At 35.5% G+C, this 17,842-nt stretch carries 16 protein-coding genes and 1 pseudogene; all 17 read right to left on the reverse strand.

The window, feature by feature from the left end:
- Positions 1–43 precede the first annotated feature (43 nt).
- Positions 44–274 (reverse strand): annotated as a pseudogene (locus tag ACO6FI_RS09085) (transposase); the annotation flags it as partial.
- 149 nt (positions 275–423) lie between these two features.
- The gene (locus ACO6FI_RS09090) at positions 424–1,101 is read right to left on the reverse strand and encodes a copper homeostasis protein CutC (RefSeq protein WP_485457055.1); all 678 of its coding nucleotides are present in this window, start codon (positions 1,099–1,101) and stop codon (positions 424–426) included.
- A 466-nt stretch (positions 1,102–1,567) separates the two neighbouring features.
- A complete protein-coding gene (locus ACO6FI_RS09095; protein ID WP_485457056.1) occupies positions 1,568–2,011 on the reverse strand; it encodes a hypothetical protein in 444 nt (147 codons plus the stop codon).
- Between the two features lie 2 nt (positions 2,012–2,013).
- Positions 2,014–2,343, reverse strand: coding sequence for a hypothetical protein (locus ACO6FI_RS09100; protein ID WP_485457057.1), 330 nt, complete (start codon positions 2,341–2,343; stop codon positions 2,014–2,016).
- A 72-nt stretch (positions 2,344–2,415) separates the two neighbouring features.
- Positions 2,416–3,228: a hypothetical protein gene (locus tag ACO6FI_RS09105; protein ID WP_485457058.1), complete on the reverse strand. Its 813-nt coding sequence runs from the start codon at positions 3,226–3,228 to the stop codon at positions 2,416–2,418.
- 254 nt (positions 3,229–3,482) lie between these two features.
- A complete protein-coding gene (locus tag ACO6FI_RS09110; protein ID WP_485457059.1) occupies positions 3,483–4,502 on the reverse strand; it encodes an ABC transporter permease subunit in 1,020 nt (339 codons plus the stop codon).
- Complete coding sequence (locus tag ACO6FI_RS09115) at positions 4,492–5,547, reverse strand: ABC transporter permease (protein ID WP_485457060.1); 1,056 nt, start codon at positions 5,545–5,547, stop codon at positions 4,492–4,494. The genes ACO6FI_RS09110 and ACO6FI_RS09115 overlap by 11 nt, the downstream gene beginning before the upstream one ends.
- Complete coding sequence (locus ACO6FI_RS09120; RefSeq protein ID WP_485457061.1) at positions 5,540–7,048, reverse strand: sugar ABC transporter ATP-binding protein; 1,509 nt, start codon at positions 7,046–7,048, stop codon at positions 5,540–5,542. Before ACO6FI_RS09120 ends, ACO6FI_RS09115 begins: the two co-directional genes overlap by 8 nt.
- An 80-nt stretch (positions 7,049–7,128) precedes the next feature.
- Positions 7,129–8,205: an ABC transporter substrate-binding protein gene (locus tag ACO6FI_RS09125; protein ID WP_485457062.1), complete on the reverse strand. Its 1,077-nt coding sequence runs from the start codon at positions 8,203–8,205 to the stop codon at positions 7,129–7,131.
- A 191-nt stretch (positions 8,206–8,396) separates the two neighbouring features.
- Positions 8,397–9,842 carry a sensor histidine kinase gene (locus tag ACO6FI_RS09130; RefSeq protein WP_485457063.1) on the reverse strand — a complete coding sequence of 482 codons (1,446 nt, stop codon included), beginning with the start codon at positions 9,840–9,842 and terminating at the stop codon, positions 8,397–8,399.
- Positions 9,832–10,926, reverse strand: a complete 1,095-nt coding sequence (locus ACO6FI_RS09135) for a response regulator transcription factor (RefSeq protein WP_485457064.1) — start codon at positions 10,924–10,926, stop codon at positions 9,832–9,834. The genes ACO6FI_RS09130 and ACO6FI_RS09135 overlap by 11 nt, the downstream gene beginning before the upstream one ends.
- Positions 10,927–10,929: 3 nt before the next feature.
- Entirely contained in the window at positions 10,930–11,718 is a 789-nt protein-coding gene (locus tag ACO6FI_RS09140; protein ID WP_485457065.1) for a Nif3-like dinuclear metal center hexameric protein, read from the reverse strand.
- Positions 11,705–12,382, reverse strand: coding sequence for a tRNA (adenine(22)-N(1))-methyltransferase (locus tag ACO6FI_RS09145; RefSeq protein WP_485457066.1), 678 nt, complete (start codon positions 12,380–12,382; stop codon positions 11,705–11,707). The genes ACO6FI_RS09140 and ACO6FI_RS09145 overlap by 14 nt, the downstream gene beginning before the upstream one ends.
- An 8-nt stretch (positions 12,383–12,390) precedes the next feature.
- Positions 12,391–13,560: an RNA polymerase sigma factor RpoD gene (gene rpoD, locus ACO6FI_RS09150; RefSeq protein ID WP_485457067.1), complete on the reverse strand. Its 1,170-nt coding sequence runs from the start codon at positions 13,558–13,560 to the stop codon at positions 12,391–12,393.
- A gap of 10 nt (positions 13,561–13,570) precedes the next feature.
- Complete coding sequence (gene dnaG, locus ACO6FI_RS09155) at positions 13,571–15,310, reverse strand: DNA primase (RefSeq protein ID WP_485457068.1); 1,740 nt, start codon at positions 15,308–15,310, stop codon at positions 13,571–13,573.
- A gap of 11 nt (positions 15,311–15,321) precedes the next feature.
- Complete coding sequence (locus tag ACO6FI_RS09160; RefSeq protein ID WP_485457099.1) at positions 15,322–16,332, reverse strand: deoxyguanosinetriphosphate triphosphohydrolase; 1,011 nt, start codon at positions 16,330–16,332, stop codon at positions 15,322–15,324.
- A 4-nt stretch (positions 16,333–16,336) separates the two neighbouring features.
- Positions 16,337–17,842: helicase HerA-like domain-containing protein (locus ACO6FI_RS09165; RefSeq protein ID WP_485457069.1), on the reverse strand; the 1,506-nt coding region annotated here is incomplete at its 5' end.

Genomic DNA, 17,842 nt, shown 5'->3' on the forward strand with positions numbered 1-17,842 from the left:
TTGTAAAAAAGAATTATAGTCCGAGTAAAGTTTATCAATAGAATCTAACAGACCTATTTGCATAAGTAATAACTGCATATATCATGATTGGGTTATACCCTGTTATTCCCTTATCCGAACAATTGGCTAACAGTCCGGAAAAATTTAAATCCTCCATAACTTTTTTAGGATATAGACTGGATTTTCATCGAGTAAACTCAATTCTATAGAAGCTAAATTTGATTTTCTGTTGGCTTATTTCAAAAAAGTCGTTATAATAATTAACTGTAAGCATAGTTACATTATAACATATAACGGAGAAAGATGGTTATCGTTAGCCATCTTTTTTTGTAAAAATTTAGGGAGGTATAACTCATTTTGAGTTATACCTCCCTTTCTTATGACTGTCATTTCCCGACAGCCCTTCTTGATTTAATATATCATTTATAGTTTCACTATCCTTGTGCCGTGTACGGCGGTAATGCTTGGAAACTTTTTAATCAACTTATCTACATTTTCAAATGTAACTCCTCCGCCCGGCATTATATTTATATTATACTTTTTTGCAAAGGAAATATATTTTTTCAGAGTATCTATATTATCAAAAATATCATTATTTTCGGCACTTCCATGTGTAAGTATTGTATCCACTCCAAGCTTTGACAAAGTCTTTATAGCTTCAAGTCTCTTTTCAAGAGCTTCTTCAGGCTCAAGACCCTCACCGATACGATCAAATGCCATATGGAAAGTAAAATTCATCTCTTTTCTGAAAAACTTAGGTGCACCTATAAGTTCCTTGATATAGTCCTTATCAAGCTCACCGCTCTCCGTAACGGCACCTATAACGGCTCTTTTTACGCCCTGCTTGGCCATCTCCTTAAGATCGTTGTACATAATGGATTTTTCTATATTATTATATACAAAGTCTCCTCCTCTGACCCTTATCATAACAGCCAATTCCACATCATTGCTGTCGCAGATAAACTTTGCGTAATCCCTTACCGCCATACTTACTGTAGTACCACCCACTGCCAAATTGTCACAAAGCTCAATCCTTGTTGCTCCTGCATGAATCACATCTTTCAAATAAGTAACATTTTCAATACAAGCCTCTAAAATCATGTTCTCTCCTTATTTCAATTCTATCTCCACCACGAAAATCTCTATCATACGGCAGTGGATAACACACTATCATTCGGGAAAACTTCCCCCTGTTATGTCTATTATATTCTACAATTATGCATTCGTAAATACTAATAAGGCTTTTGCCAATACAATTTATAATTTTTTTTAATATTTTATAAAATATTTTTAAACATTGCCATTTAAATATTATATTCTATCAAAATTATACTATCTGCAATCCCAAAATTATACTATAACAAAAAACCACCCGGTAAAATTTTGCTTACAGGTAGTTTTTCCTTTTCTTAAAAAATAATAAAATAAAAACACATATTAATTGTGCTTGCATCGTTAGAATCTTAAGGCTTTATATGAGGCTTATTGTAAGGTTCGTCAATCTCAATAGTAGGTGCGACATTCTCCTTAATCTCATTTTTATTGTTATCCGTATCCTTTTTTTGTCTTATTTCGTCTCTGCTGCTTGAGCCGTCATTATATGATGTCCGTAAACCAAGGAATAATGCTCATTTAAAGTACCGTCACACAGACTGCTTAAGAAAATAGACCCTGCAAGTGAAAAGTTATCATCTATATCTTTATTCAGATACTCGGCATCATCGACACACTGAACTACCGGGTAGTTTATATTTGTATCAAAGATATTAAGCCATGCCCTAATATCGGAATATTTTTCAAACAGTGCTTCCACATTTAAGGTATCATTCTCATTTTCGGCGGTGCCGGGGGCATTCTTTAATATTTCACTTGAAAGAGATGCCTCTTTGTACACATGGAAAACATCATAGAGTGAGTATGCGCCGAATAAGAACGTTATCACCGCCATAAGAATAGCGATTATATCTATAATCCTATTTTCTATGTATACACATTTTCCTATAACATTCATTCTTAGTTCTCTTCTTCTCTTTTTCTTCTAAAGAATACAAGAATGAATAAGATACCTGCTCCAATCATGATTGCAAACTGTGCAATACTCATTGCTTGTAGTGTCCACAGTAAGAACAATACATCCATATTTGTTCTGTTTGACATACTTCCGGTCTTATTACTTATTTTCAGTGTAAGGTCATAGATTCCGTCCTTATCCGGATCTTCCACAGTCTTACTTATACCAGTCCTTATTCTTCTGTTTAAAATAGTTCTTCCTCCAGGCTCGTATACAAGTTCAAGATATCTCATTTCATTAGATGAAAGTACTACCAAATTTGTACCGTCCACCGTATATCTAAGTCCTTTTATAAGGCCGGTTTCTCTTTCTATTTGCAGTACATTATTTACTACAGTTCAGTTTTACATTACAGTTCCGGCATATTTATACCTCATACCCACTATGCCGGTATCAAGTTCTATGGTAGTTATTTTATCATTGTCATTACCGAATACTCCGTTATTATTGTTTTTAAATAATTCAAACTTACTTGGATCTGCAGTTATCTCATTGCCGTTTGTATCGACATATTTTACATTCACATAAAACCTGCTGCTTGTCGAGCCCCAATGTAATGAAAATGTTGAAAAACTGTCGGTACTGAAATTAGTTGTAATACTGCCATCATCTTTATCTTTGGTAAGAGCAATATCATCCACCTTGGATATACTCTCATCATCCTTTATATGATATATTTGAACATCCTCAGGATTTATCCCCTTGGGTATCAGTCCGCTGTCAAGCTTTATATTTACATAAACTTGCTTTAGCGGTTCCACCTCACTACCGCTTTCATCTTCAAAATGAATATCCAAAGATATGGTGCTGTCTACATATTCTTCTCCCTCAGTCACATCGCGTCCGGAACTTTCATCATCTGTAACGGTCTCATCAGTAAACGATTTTTCTACATTATCTATATATTCTTCAGTATTTTCGCTTTCTTTATCTTCAGACTTGTTAAGTGTTCCTTTTGAATCCTTATCAATATTTAAATTCTTTAAAAGTAATCTTTTTACATCTTCGTTATTATCCACTCCGGATGTCTTAAGAAGAACTTCTCTGTTAAAACTTCCTTCAGGTGCACTGACTATTACACTTATACCGTCAAGATTCACCTCATACCTTCCGGCATTTGTCGGTGTTGCCACTGCACCGTCAGATGTTATCACCATATCACTAAACTCCGAGTTGGACGGTGTTGCTATATTTACAAGCGTATCCTTAAACAAGTAAGCAAGTAAACATACAAAAAAGACCGCTAAGATCTTCTTGAAATGTTTGTATATAAAATTTAAAATTCCTACTCACCTTCCTCTAACAATTTATATTGCATCCAATATAATATATGTCTATAAATTTTTAAATAGAAAAATTTAAAAATACTACCGGATCTTTTCACGGTAGTATTTTTATAATAATGCTTATTTTACTTCTTACCTCTCTTTGACATCGCAAGTATACTCTGTAAAATTATAAAAAATGCAAGTATGGCAGCTATTATAATTTTTGTCCACCAGGAAGATAATGTTCCCTGAAAACTTACAAAAGCTTCAATGGTACCTTTTATCAGTACCCCAAATAAACTTCCGAATACATTCCCGACTCCGCCTGTAAGCAGTGTACCTCCTATAACCGAACCGGCTATTGCTTCCATCTCAAAACCTTTTGCCTGCTCTACAAAGCCTGCACAAGTGTTTAGGCAGAATAAAAATCCCCCTATTGAACAAAGTATTCCGTTAAGTATATACACCTGCAATTTTATCTTTTTTACATTTAATCCTAAAAGCAGTGCTGACTGTTCATTTCCACCTACAGCATATATGCTTCTTCCAAACTTTGTATACCTTAGTAATACAAACATAAATACCAATATTACCATAGCAACTATTACTGTAGGATAAATATAGGGATATATGGTGACTCCCTTTTTATTTACAATCCCAAATATCGGAATTGTAATCTTATTATTTGCCCATGATAAAAACGCCTCATTTTTTATACTGATCATCTCCTGTGATATAATAGCAGTCATTCCTCTGGCAAAAAACATTCCGGCAAGAGTAACTATAAAAGGCTGAATATTCAAATAGGCTATAAGCACACCTTGTACAAGTCCGAAAGCAAGCCCCATTACCATTACAATTATGATAGAACTTATTGCACTCATTTTCCCTTTTTCCATCATATATGCAAGCATCATACAGATAAGTGCTACAAATGATCCTACTGAAATATCTATTCCTCCTGATATTATTACCATTGTCATACTTGTAGCTATCACTATAAGGCCGGCATTTGATATAAACAGATTTAAAAAAACCTGAGGCTTTTGAAATCCTTTGTCATGGAACATCACAATTCCGATCACATACATTACAATGAAAAGAACCACAGTCATATACAATAAAAAAGTTTTATTCTCTATATTTTTAATCTTATTTCTCATATGCAATCTCCACTTTCTTTTTGCTATGTCTAATATCTCTTATTATTCTTTGTAACTCTTTTGACTGTAAAGAAACAATTATTACGACCACTATCGCCTTGTACACAGGCAGCTGATCGGCAGACACACTCATAGCATACAATGTTGTAGTAAGTGCCTGAATTGTATAAGCTCCTATTACACTTCCAAGAAGTGAGAACCTGCCTCCTCCCAAACTGTTTCCGCCAAGTGCGACCGCAAGTATTGCATCAAGTTCTATATTAAGCCCTGCATTATTGGCATCGGCGGAATATACTCTTGAAGATACTATCATACCGGAAAGACCTGCCAAAAGTCCGCAAAATGCATAAGCTATAAATTGTATAAGTACAGGATTCAGTCCTACAAGTCTTGCCGCCTTATTATTAATACCTACAGTTTCAATATACAGTCCAAGTGCGGTTTTTTTAAGTATCACAAAAGTCACTGCCACTACAGCTATTGCTACAAATACAGGTGTGGGAAGCGGTATACCCTTAATTGAATTGCCAAGCATCTTAAACGAATCCACCCTTATATATGTTATCTGTCCGTTTGTTACAAGCTGTGCCATACCTCTTCCGGCAGTAAAGAGTATCAAAGTGGCAACCATAGGTTGTATATTCATCTTAGCTACAAGAAATGCATTAAACGAACCGCATAAAAGTCCTACCAGTATTGCCGCTAAAAAAGCAATTATATACGGTGCATGGTATATATCTGTAGAGACCTGACCTCCTGCTAAAATAAAGCAGGCAACTGCACCTGCCAATGCACATACGGCACCTACGGATATATCGGTGCCTCCTGATGAAGCTACAACCAAAGTCATACCTACCGCCAATATGACAAGTTCACTTGCACGGTTTATTACATCAATTATATATCCGTAAAGAACACCGTTTTGCACTGTAATATAGAAAAAGTTCGGAGTCTTTATTACATTTATAATCAAAACCAAGATCAGACTGAGTATGGGAAGAAACAGTCCGGCAGAAGTTATCTTTTTTATATTTATATTATTCATTATCTGCACCTCCTGCTATAGCACTCATTATATTCTTTTGAGATATTTCATTTGCATCAAGTTCTCCCACCTTTTTCTTATCCCTCATTACTACCATCCTTTGACAGGTTCTGATCATTTCTTCTATTTCTGAAGAAATAAATATCACACTCATACCTTCATCCGCCAGTCTGAGTACAAGTTTTTGTATTTCTGTTTTTGTACCCACATCAATACCTCTTGTCGGCTCATCAAGGATAAGTAAATCAGGGTTTGTAAGCAGCCATCTGCCAAGGATAACTTTTTGCTGATTACCGCCTGAAAGTTGCTTTATAGGTGTCTCTTTGCTTGCGGTTTTTATCTGAAGTATCTCAATATATTTATCTACAAACTCTTCCTGCATTTTATTCGGAAGGAGCTTAAACAGGCCTCTTTTTGCCTGCAAAGCAATTATCATATTTTCTCTTACAGACAGATCCGCTATGATTCCCTCATCCTTCCTGTTCTCAGGCAAATATGCCATACCAAGTTTCATAGCATCTATAGTTGCCTTTATCTTAACTTCTTCATTCTTAAACTCAAGTTTTCCGCTGTCAGCCTTGTCGGCACCGTATATAGCTCTTACCAACTCTGAGCGTCCTGAACCGAGCAGTCCTGTAATTCCTATCACTTCGCCTTTATTTATTTGCAAATCAAAAGGTTTTACATTACCTCTTGAACCGATTGAACAGGCTTTTAAAAGAATCTCTTTATTTTTTAATTCCTTATTTTCTCCTTTAATATTTTCAAGATCATTGAAGTCTTTACCCATCATTTTGGCTACAAGCTGCACTCTCGGCAGGTTTTCCACTTCAAATTCTCCCACCAAACAGCCGTTTCGTAAAACTGTAATCTTGTCACATACCGCATATACCTGCTCCAAAAAATGAGTTACAAATATAATACCTATCCCGTCTGATTTCAGTTTTCTCATAAGTGCAAACAATTTCTCCACTTCAATATCATCAAGTGATGAAGTAGGTTCATCAAGTATAAGTACTTTTGCGGACATATCTACAGCTCTTGCTATCGCAACCATCTGCTGAACGGCAATGGAATAATGCTCTGTAGGTTTTGTTACATCTATATTTATATCAAGTTTATCTAAAAGCTCCTTTGCCGTCTTATTCATCTTTTTCCAATCTATAAGTCCGAATTTTCTCGGTTCTCTGTCTAAAAAAAGATTTTCCGCAACCGATATATTCGGGCAGAGATTTACTTCCTGATATACTGTACTGATTCCGTTTGCCTGTGCTTCTTTCGGGCTTTTATTGATTATGCTTTTTTTACCTTCAAGTATAATCTGTCCTGTTTCAAATTCTTCCACACCTGTAAGTACTTTTATAAGAGTGGATTTTCCGGCACCGTTTTCTCCCATCAATGCATGAATTTCACCCTTTTTTAAATAAAAATCCACATCATCAAGTGCCTTTACACCGGGGAAATTTTTATATATCCCCTTCATTTCCAATAAATTATCCATAATAACCTCAAAAGGAGCAAGGAGTAATATACTCCTCACTCCCGGTATTTTCTTTAAGCAAAATATCAAATTATGCTGTATTAATAAGCTCTTCCTGCCTTAATTTTCTCGAGATCCATGCTTGTATCAAAATATGTCTCGTCAACATACTGAATCTTATCTACAGTTTCACCTTTTTCAAGTTTTTGAATAATCTCCGCCACTCTAGGGCCGTGAAGAGGATTACACTCAACACTTACATTCAAATCACCTGCAATCATTGCATCAAATGCAGCCTTTACGGCGTCAAAAGATATAACTGTTATATCACCATTCGGTCCGCAGGTTTTTCCGGCAGCCTTTATTGCATCTATTGCACCGAAAGCCATGTTGTCATTCTCAGCAACTACAACATCTATATTATCAAATTGCTTTAGGAAAGATTCCATAACTTCCTGACCCTTTGACTGTGTAAACTCACCTGTCTGCTTTGCAAGCATATTCCAGTTTGGATTTTCTGCTAAAACATTTGCAAATCCGTCAGTTCTGCCCACTTGAGCTGACGCTCCTATTGTACCTTGCAGTGTAACTATGTTTATCTTTTTATCAGAACTCACATTCTTTGACCTTAAATATTCCTCAAGCCAATGTCCTGCCGTTTCTCCCTCCTTTAAGAAGTTACCACATACCATTGCAGTATAAAGTGAGTCATCAGATGTCTTTATCATACGGTCTGAAAGTATTACCGGTATACCTGCATCCTTTGCCTCCTGCAATACTGTATCCCATCCTGTCTCTACAACAGGTGCAAGAACAATATAGTCAACCTCCTGCTGTATAAAATCTCTGATAGCCTTTATCTGATTTTCCTGCTTCTGCTGTGCATCATTGAAGATAAGCTTATAACCGTTTTCAGGAACAAATGTGGTCTTAAATGACTCCGTATTTGCCGTTCTCCAATCAGACTCCGCTCCCACTTGTGCATAACCCACTACAATAAGCTTTGATGAATCCTTTGACTCCTCACTCTTTGCCTCTTCGCTCTTGCTCTCGCCTGAAGTCTCTGACGATTCAATAGACTTTGACTCATCAGTTGCTTTGGAACCTCCGCAGCCTGTAAGTGCCAACATTGCAATCATGATTGCCGACAATACAAAACCGAACCCTCTTTTACTCATAAACTCCTCCTTTAAAACTTTATGATTACGAAAACATTTACTTTTCTCCTCTATTATAATTCAAAAAAGACTATATAAATATAGAATTTATTATGTAAACTTTATATTATTTTTTCAAAATTCATATATTAAGTAGAATTTTTTATGCTGAAAGTTTAATATATTTTGATGTCTAAACATTATAATAAAATCTACTCTATAGTTAAATTTATAGTAACAGTTGTACCTACATTTTCTTTACTTTCAATAGTTAAACCATATTCATTGCCATAATAAAGCTTTATTCTCTCAGCTACATTACAAAGCCCGAACCCTTTGTCAGGATATTTTGTCTTTAAAGTATCTTTCATAGCGATATTTTCAAATACAGAAATATTCTCCAACATATCCTTAATACTTTTAAGCTTAACATCATTCATACCTATGCCGTTATCCGTTACTTTTAAAACTATAGTATTATCTTTTTTATATCCGCTGATACAGATATTTCCACCACCTCTTTTATACTTTATGCCATGATAAAGTGCATTCTCTACAATAGGCTGTAATAAAAGTTTCAGTATTTTCATATCATACAGGCTGTCTTCAATCTCAATATCATACTCAAGTATATCTTCATATCTGAATTTTTGTATCTTTAAATAACTTTCTATATGTTTGACTTCCTCTCTTATCTGTATAAATCTTCTTCCGTTATTAAGTCCGATCCTTAAAAAGCTTGACAATGTTGTAATCATATCCACTACTTTTTTTGAATCTCCTGCTTCCGCCATCCATACTACCGTATCCAAAGTATTGTATAAAAAATGTGGATTTATTTGTGATTGCAACAGCCAAAGTTCTGCATTTTTCTTATTTTTTTGTTCTGTTTTTATATTCTCTATCAATTCTTTTATTCTGATTATTTTATCATTAAAGTTTTTGGAAAGCTCATCAATTTCTAGAATTTGACTTTCCAAATTATTCTTAAGTAAATCATTTTCACTTCTCTTTGTATAATTACAAAGTTTTTTTATCGGGTCTGCAATATGTCTTGATACACGCTTGTACATATAAACGGTAAAATATAATATACATACTATACTTACAATGCTTAAAGTGAAAATAACTGTCATCTGTTTTCTAAGCCTGATACTCACTACATTAAGTTCCTTAGTTTCTTCATAAATATAGTCATTCACAGTGTCTTCTATAAGTTCCGTCGTAATTCTTATATCATATTCAAGGCTATCCATATTTTTATTGTAATCCTTATATATATCACTCTTTGCAATATTATCTATTTGATCTTTCAATATATTTACAAGGATTATAAGACCTCTCGGTCTGTTTGTCTCCACTTTTGAATTACTTGAATCCAAAAGTCTTTCAAATATTTTTTTAGCATATTCAAGATCTTCATACGGATTTTGGTTTTCAATCGTATCTGCACCTATTACTACACGATACATCTTATGGTCGATATTTTCTTTAAATTTGAAATTAAATTCAGTAGCAATACTTAAGTTTTTGACTATATCGGTATATTCATCATTTTGCCACTTTAAAACCAGTAATAAATAAACGATAATAATTGATACAGGAATAAATGTTATGAGCAATCTTTTCATAACATAATTTTGTATACTACTTTTCATTTTTCTTTTCTCTATATGCCTTTGGGGTATCTTTCTGATATCTTTTGAATAATGAGCTGAAGTAATGTTGATCTCTGTAGCCCACCTCTAATGCAATATCGGATATCCTCTTATCACTGCTTCTTAAAAGCCTCTTTGCTTCATTTATTCTGATTTTTGTCAGGTAATCTATAAAATTTACGCCTGATTCCTGCTTAAATATAGTACTGAAATATGCCGGACTCAGACCTATATATTCCGCAACAGTATTTAGGGATATATCACAATTCATATAGTTTTTGGCTACAAAATCCTTAGCTTTATTTAATAAAAAGCTGTATTGCCTTCCTGTAAGCTTATCCTTTTTTTCAATCATATATATCAATAAATTCAACAAATACTCCTTCATCATATAGATATCCGTAACTGCCAAATCAATAACTTCCACACTGCCGAATTTGTTTCCAAGCTCTTCTTTATCGCTGCTTTTATCATCAAAAAAATTATTTGCCTCTATAAATGCATCCATTACAATATACTGCCTGAAAATCAAAGACTTCAGTTGGCCTCCCATATTATCAATATATGATTTTACAAAATCCTCTACATCCGATATACTGCCATTTATAATAAACTCTCTTAATTTTCCCTTATCAAAATTTGACGTATCAAATTTTTTAATATCAAGTTCAACACTTTTAATCTTTAAATTGTCTGTGTTGTTATATTTTGATGTAATGACGGATTTAACTTTTTTGAGAACCGACAGAAGCTTTTCTTTTGATATAGGTTTTAAAATATATTCAGACGCACCTATATGTATTGCTCTTTGTGCATAATCAAAATCATCATATCCGCTTAAAAAAATAATAACTGTATCAGGAAACTTATTCTTAACTATCCTGCCAAGTTCCAGTCCGTCCATAAAAGGCATTTTAATATCGGTAATTAAAATATCGGGTTTTAGAGATTCAATTAAAGGAAGTGCCAACTCTCCGTCAGCAGCTTCCCCTACAAAATCAAAACCATATGCATTCCAGTCTATTTGATTTTTAATACCTTCTCTTACAAATTTCTCATCCTCTACCAAAAAAACTTTTACCATTCTCTAAATTATCTCCACAGGATTTGTATTTTTGAATTCAAAGACTTTTGTACTCTCACATTTGTCCAAATCCGATTTTATCTTATCTATAAACAGATGCTCAAGTCCGTAATGTGTTGCATCTATAATACAAACTCCGTCATTGGCTGCATCCAGTCCGTCATGATGTGTAATATCACCTGTGATAAAGACATCTGCTCTTTTAACAGCGTACTTATACATTCCCTTACCTGAACCCGGGCTTATTGCAACTCTTCTTATATTAGAGCTTATATTTTCTCTTCCAAAAACACTCACATGACTTAAATCAAACTTTGTCTTTACAAGTTTTATAAGTTCATCAAGTGACATATCTTTTTTTAAGTCACCTATTTTACCTATGCCAAGCTCTTCTCCGTCACATAAATTTGTTTTTTCAAATACACAGGTGTTACTTAGTCCGAGCCTTTCGCTACAGATATCCGCCATACCACCTTTTGCAATATCGAAATTTGTATGCATTGCAATCACAGAAATATCATTTTTCAGTATATTTAAAATATAGTTTCCAAGGAGCGTTTCATCTGTAACTCTCTTTATCGCAGAAAAGATAATTGGATGATGCGATACAATCAAATCAATATCCTTTGCCCCGGCATATTCAAGTACTTCATTTGTAATATCAAGTACTACCAAAACATTCTTTACCTCTTTATCACTTCTTCCAAGCAAAAATCCGGAATTGTCCCAGTCCATAGCAAGCTCAAGAGGGTACAGATTAGTTAAATATTCAAAAATCTTACTGCATTTCATTTATAGTCTCCTTAATTATGTCAAGTCTGTATTTAATTTCCTTTATTCTTGTATCATTTATGCCGTCACCTGCAATGATACTTAAATACTTTTGCCTTTCCTTCTTAAGATATTCAAAAAGTACAGGATTTTTATTATCAATCAGATACTTTCCAAAAATCAGTTCACCTTGCGTATATGAAACAGAATTTCCTGTATATAAAGCTTCCATAACGGTATAGAACTTGCCCTCGTCAATACACATATCTTCCTTTGTGATTTCAAATCCGTTTGAAAGAAGAAACTTTCTTACCACATCAATCTTTGTATGCGGAGACAGTATAAACTTTCTTTTGCTTTCAAAAAGTCTTCTGCCTTTTTCTAAAATATCTATTATGAGTTCTCCTCCCATACCCGCTATAATAACAGTATCCGCCTCATCTGTTTTAAGCTTTTCAAGACCGTTTGAAAGCCTGAGTTCAATATTTTGTACTCCGAAGTACTTTATATTTTCTCCGGCTTTTTCCAATGGTCCTATATTTATATCACTGGCATAAGCTTTAGATATTATATTATTTTTTATAAGATAAATAGGTATATGTGCATGGTCGGTACCTATATCTGCCACTACTGCACCTTTTTTTACAAAATCCGCAATAGTTTGCAATCTCTTTGATAACCTCATTTTATCCTCTATTCCAAAAAATCCTTTAATCTCCTTACTTTTGACGGATTGCGAAGCTTTCTAAGTGCTTTCGCCTCTATCTGTCTGATTCTTTCCCTTGTGATACCGAATACCTTTCCGACTTCTTCCAAAGTCCTGGGCTTACTGTCCTCCAAACCGAATCTAAGCAATATGACCATTTGTTCTCTTTCAGTCAGTGACTTTATAACCTCCATCAACTGGTCGTGTAAAAGAACATCCATTGCAAAATTGACAGGCACTTTGGCATTTGAGTCCTGTAAAAAATCTCCAAGGTGTGAATCATCCTCATCACCTATAGGCGTTTCCATAGATACAGGCTCAAGTGCAAAACTCATTATTTCTCTAACCTTGGCTACAGGAATTCCCATGGCTTTAGCCACCTCAATAGGCTTCGGCTCTCTGCCAAGCTCCTGAACAAGCATTCTTTGTACCTTTATAAGCCTGTTGATGGTTTCCACCATATGTACGGGAATTCTTATAGTTCTTGCCTGGTCTGCAATAGATCTGGTTATTGCCTGCCTTATCCACCACGTGGCATATGTAGAGAACTTAAACCCCTTTTGGTAGTCGAACTTTTCAACAGCACGCAAAAGACCGATATTCCCTTCCTGTATAAGGTCCAAAAGCTGCATTCCTCTGCCCATATATCTTTTTGCAATACTGACTACAAGTCTGAGGTTGGATTCCGCCATTTGCTTTCTGGCCTCTTTTCTGACATTCTCATCCGGATCGCAAATTTTCTTTGCCAGATTCATCTCCTCATCCACACTTAAAAGAGGTATCTTACCTATCTCCTTCAGATACATCTTTATAGGATCTTCTATTGCAACATAGTCATCCAGATTCTCTAAGATGTTCAAATCTATATCTTTCAGATCCTTGATATCTTCCTCATCAAACTCATCTTCAAATTCAGTTTCCTTTAAGAGTATATACTCTTCAGGATCCGACTCCGAGTCAAAATCTGTCTGTTCCTTATCATCCTCTTCTTCCACCTTAATATCTTTTTCTTCAAGGAATTCTATAAAATCCGGAAGATATTCTTTTGGGATATCATTTTCAGAGAAGATTCTTTGAATTTTCAAAGTAGTCATTTTTCCGTCAATATCTTTTTTGAGTATTTTTTCAAACTCATTTTCTATTTTCTTCCCCCTCATACTTCCTCCACTAATCTAAATCAACACGAAGTTTTCTCAAAATCGCCTGCTCTTTTATGATTTTTTGAAACTCTTCAATTCCTTTTGCATTTTTGCTCTTCTCGTCTAAACTTGCCTGTCTGATTTTTAGTATGCTTTCAGTGATTGCTTTTTTCTTCTCATCATCACTGAGGTTTGTCCCAAGATTAGTGTTCAGTATTTTTGAAAGCAGTTTCTGCTTTTCTATATCATCTGTATAGTCGTCACAAATATTTGAAAAATTAAAATCTCCCTGTTTTATCTTTTCAAATATCCTTGTTGCAACATCTCTGTAAAATCCTTCGCTAAAGTGAATCGGTGAAATATATTCACTTATCTTGTCAAAAAGTTCCACCTCTTCAACTATCCATGTAAGTAACAGTCCCTGTGCCTTTGTATATCCGTCATCCTGTTTTTTCTTTTCTTTCGGCTCTTCTTTTTTTAATGTATTTGAAGCAAAACCGTAGGAGTTTACCATATCAAAAAGTGATTTGTAGTCAATCATCAGCCTGCTTGCTACTGCATGAGTATAATTTTCTCGTTCAAGCTTCTCACTGAATGTACTTAGCATCCTTGCAACTTCTCTATAAAAGTTTGTTCTCTCATCCGGTTCATTCAGATTGTAGTCTTTTTTCAGTATTTCCACTTCCCAAAGAAACGCATTGTCGGCGGCATCGATTCTCCTGTTAAATTCCTCACTTCCAAGATTTTTGATAAACTCATCCGGATCCTTGTACGGTGCCATTGAGAGTACTTTTGCATTTATATTCTCTTCTTTTAAAAGCGGAATTGCTCTTTTTGCGGCATTTATACCGGCCCCGTCAGAGTCATATGTAAGTACTACTTTCTTTGTATATCTTGTTAAAAGCTTTACATGAAGTGGGGTAAGTGCGGTACCCAGACTTGCAACCGAGTTTTCAAAGCCTCCCTTGTGCAGTGCTATGACATCCATATATCCCTCACACAGTAAAAAGAAGTCTCTTTTTGTTCGCTTTGCAAAATTTAAGCCGTACAGATTTCTGCTTTTATCAAATGCAATCGTTTCAGGTGAATTGACATACTTTGGAAGTCCGTCACCTATCACTCTTCCTCCAAAACCTATTACTCTCGAGTTTGCATCTATTATAGGAAACATTACTCTGTTCCAAAATCTGTCTCTTGCACCTCTCTCATCAATATTTATAAGTCCGCTTTTTTTGAGTATGGCATCATCGTAACCTTGCTCTTTCAGATATTTATATAAATCGTTTGGAGTATTTTTTGAAAATCCAAGTCCGAAATGTGTTATATCTTTAGCATCAAGTCCTCTTAAATTAAAATACTCAAGTCCTTCCTTGCCGTCTTTTGAAAAAAGCGTCTCATAGAAGTATTTGGCTGCTGTCTTGTTTATCTCAAGTATGATATTTTTTTCATCGTTTTTTGCTTTATCACTTTCACTTAACTGTGGCAGTTCAATATTTGCTCTCTTTGCAAGCATTGAAAGCGCCTCACTAAACGAATAATTCTCATACTGCCTGATAAATGTGATTACATCTCCTCCTACTCCGCATCCGAAGCAATGAAAAAGCTGTTTACTTTGTGATACCGAAAATGAAGGAGACTTTTCTGAATGAAAAGGGCAAAGCCCCATATAATTTGCGCCTTTTTTTTGTATTTTCACATAGCTTGAAATCACGTCCACTATATCATTTGCGGACCTGACCTCGTCTATTATATCATTTGAATAATACAAACCTCGCCTCCTTAATATACATCCCAAGACTTAGGAACAAACAAATCTTTAAACTTTTCAATCGCATATAAATCCGTCATACCCGCAATATAGTCACATACTACCAGTTCCCTATCCTGATTTAACTCTTTTATAAAATAGATATACTCATCCGGAAGCTTGTCTGTATGCAACATATAGTAGTCAAAAAGTGACTTTATCATAGCCTTTGCCTTGCCTTCCTGTGACTTAGGCACTTCGTTATGATATACTTTCTTAAAAAGCCATGTTCTAAGCCCCATCATTGCCTTATACTTCCCTTTATTCATAGAGATTTGCGGTTTATCTATACTTTCTTCTATAACTCCATGTATCAGATTGTTGAGTCGCTCTCTGACCGAGTGTCCCAGTATATCACTGTATTCACTCGGTATATCATCTTCCACCAATATATGAGCCCTGATAGAGTCGTCAATATCATGGTTGATATATGCGATTTTATCCGACAACCTGACTATATGTCCTTCAAGTGTGGACGGATTTCCACAGGTTCTGTGATTTAATATACCGTCTCTTACCTCTTTTGTAAGGTTGAGTCCTTTTCCGGATTTTTCAAGAAACTCAACTATTCTTACACTTTGCTCATAGTGTGCAAATCCGTATGAACAGACTTCATTAAGCACATCCTCTCCTGAGTGACCGAAAGGTGTATGCCCTAGGTCATGTCCAAGTGCAATAGCCTCTGTCAAATCTTCATTAAGTCTAAGTGACTTTGCTATGGTCCTTGCAATCTGTGATACCTCAAGAGTATGTGTAAGCCTTGTACGATAATGGTCACCCTCAGGGGCTAAAAATACTTGAGTCTTATGCTTTAATCTTCTGAAAGCCTTTGAATGAAGTATCCTGTCTCTGTCTCTTTGATATACCGTTCTTATATCACAGGGCTCTTCATATCTGTCTCTTCCCAAAGAATTCTTACTGAGAGCTGCATATTTACTGAGAGTTAACTCCTCTCTAAGCTCTACATCTTCACGTATATTCATATATTTATAATTTAAACAGTGTGGAAAGTATGCCCCTTCCAAGGCTCGCTCCAAGATTTCCACCCAGACTTGAGCCGAACTTTCCACCTGATTTTCCAAGTGTTTTACCCAATTGTCTTCCTATAGTGCCTGCGGCGGTTCCTGCCACACTTGCTACACCTTTTTTTATAGCATCTTTTTTCTTCTGAGCTTCTTTTTGTGCCTCTTTTTCCTGTTTTTCTGCTTCCTTTTGTGCAAGCTTTTCCTGCTTTTGTGCTTCTTTTCTTTCTATCTCAGCCTGCTTTTCCTCTTCCTGTTTCTTGGAAGTCTCTACCTGCAATCTCTGTAAAAACTCATATGCTGAATCTCTGTCAACCATATCTCTGTATTTAGTCGCAAGGTCCGACATTGAAATAACTGTTGCCCTAAGCATGTCGTCAATTGCCCCAAGATATGACTGTGGCGGAAGCACCTTTGCTTTTCTGACCATAGAAGGAGCACCGTCATCACCGATAAATGAGACTACCGCCTCTCCTATACCCAAGTTTGTAATAGCTTCCTCCGTATTAAAATCAGGATTTGATCTGTAACTTGCCGCAGCAGCCTTTATAGCCTTTTGATCTGCAGGTGTATATGCTCTAAGTGCGTGTTGTACCTTATTTCCAAGCTGTGAGAGTACTTCACCCGGTATGTCACTCGGACTCTGTGTGATAAAGTATACACCGATGCCTTTTGATCTTATAAGCTTTACAACCTGTTCTATCTTTTGAAGAAGTGCCTTAGGCATATCCTTAAACAAAAGGTGTGCCTCATCAAAGAAAAATACCATTTTCGGCTTATCAAGGTCACCTACTTCAGGCATTATTTCAAAAAGTTCTGCAAGCATCCATAGCATAAATGTGGCATATATACTCGGATCGTTTATAATAGTGGATGCATCCAAGATATTTATCATACCTTTGCCGTCCTTAGTTACAAACCAATCTCTTATGTCTATAGCAGGTTCGCCGAAGAATATATCTCCTCCCTTATCTCCAAGTGATACAAGTCCTCTCATTATAGCATTTACACTCTGAGGTGCTATATTTCCATAGTTGGCCTTATAGTTTGCCACATTCTCACTTACATAGTTGAGCATACTCTTGAGATCCTTAAGATCAAGCAGCAAAAGTCCCTCATCATCCGCAATCTTAAATACTATATTCAAAATATCACTCTGTATCTGATTAAGTTCAAGTAATTTTGATAAAAGCATAGGTCCGAACTCGGATATAGTCGTTCTAAGAGGCAGCCCTCTCTTTCCGAAAATATCCCAAAAGCAGGTATGATAAGCCTTAAAATTAAAGTCGGAACCAAGTCCAAGCTCAGATACTCTCTTTGTTATACTTTCTTTTTCTTCACCGGGCTTGCACATACCTGATAAATCTCCCTTAATATCAGAGAAAAATACCGGTACACCTGCATCGGAAAATGACTCGGCCATAACTTTTAGCGTCACTGTCTTACCTGTTCCGGTCGCTCCCGCTATAAG

The sequence above is a fragment of the Lachnoanaerobaculum sp. genome (assembly GCF_057250505.1).

Bases quoted from the DNA above. Each gene is read 5' to 3' on its own strand.
- ACO6FI_RS09090 (WP_485457055.1), bottom strand. From the start codon at position 1,101: ATGATTTTAGAGGCTTGTATTGAAAATGTTACTTATTTGAAAGATGTG.
- ACO6FI_RS09095 (WP_485457056.1), bottom strand. From the start codon at position 2,011: ATGAATGTTATAGGAAAATGTGTATACATAGAAAATAGGATTATAGAT.
- ACO6FI_RS09105 (WP_485457058.1), bottom strand. From the start codon at position 3,228: ATGGTGATAACATCTGACGGTGCAGTGGCAACACCGACAAATGCCGGA.
- ACO6FI_RS09110 (WP_485457059.1), bottom strand. From the start codon at position 4,502: ATGAGAAATAAGATTAAAAATATAGAGAATAAAACTTTTTTATTGTAT.
- ACO6FI_RS09115 (WP_485457060.1), bottom strand. From the start codon at position 5,547: ATGAATAATATAAATATAAAAAAGATAACTTCTGCCGGACTGTTTCTT.
- ACO6FI_RS09120 (WP_485457061.1), bottom strand. From the start codon at position 7,048: ATGGATAATTTATTGGAAATGAAGGGGATATATAAAAATTTCCCCGGT.
- ACO6FI_RS09125 (WP_485457062.1), bottom strand. From the start codon at position 8,205: ATGAGTAAAAGAGGGTTCGGTTTTGTATTGTCGGCAATCATGATTGCA.
- ACO6FI_RS09130 (WP_485457063.1), bottom strand. From the start codon at position 9,842: ATGAAAAGTAGTATACAAAATTATGTTATGAAAAGATTGCTCATAACA.
- ACO6FI_RS09135 (WP_485457064.1), bottom strand. From the start codon at position 10,926: ATGGTAAAAGTTTTTTTGGTAGAGGATGAGAAATTTGTAAGAGAAGGT.
- ACO6FI_RS09140 (WP_485457065.1), bottom strand. From the start codon at position 11,718: ATGAAATGCAGTAAGATTTTTGAATATTTAACTAATCTGTACCCTCTT.
- ACO6FI_RS09145 (WP_485457066.1), bottom strand. From the start codon at position 12,382: ATGAGGTTATCAAAGAGATTGCAAACTATTGCGGATTTTGTAAAAAAA.
- rpoD (WP_485457067.1), bottom strand. From the start codon at position 13,560: ATGAGGGGGAAGAAAATAGAAAATGAGTTTGAAAAAATACTCAAAAAA.
- ACO6FI_RS09160 (WP_485457099.1), bottom strand. From the start codon at position 16,332: ATGAATATACGTGAAGATGTAGAGCTTAGAGAGGAGTTAACTCTCAGT.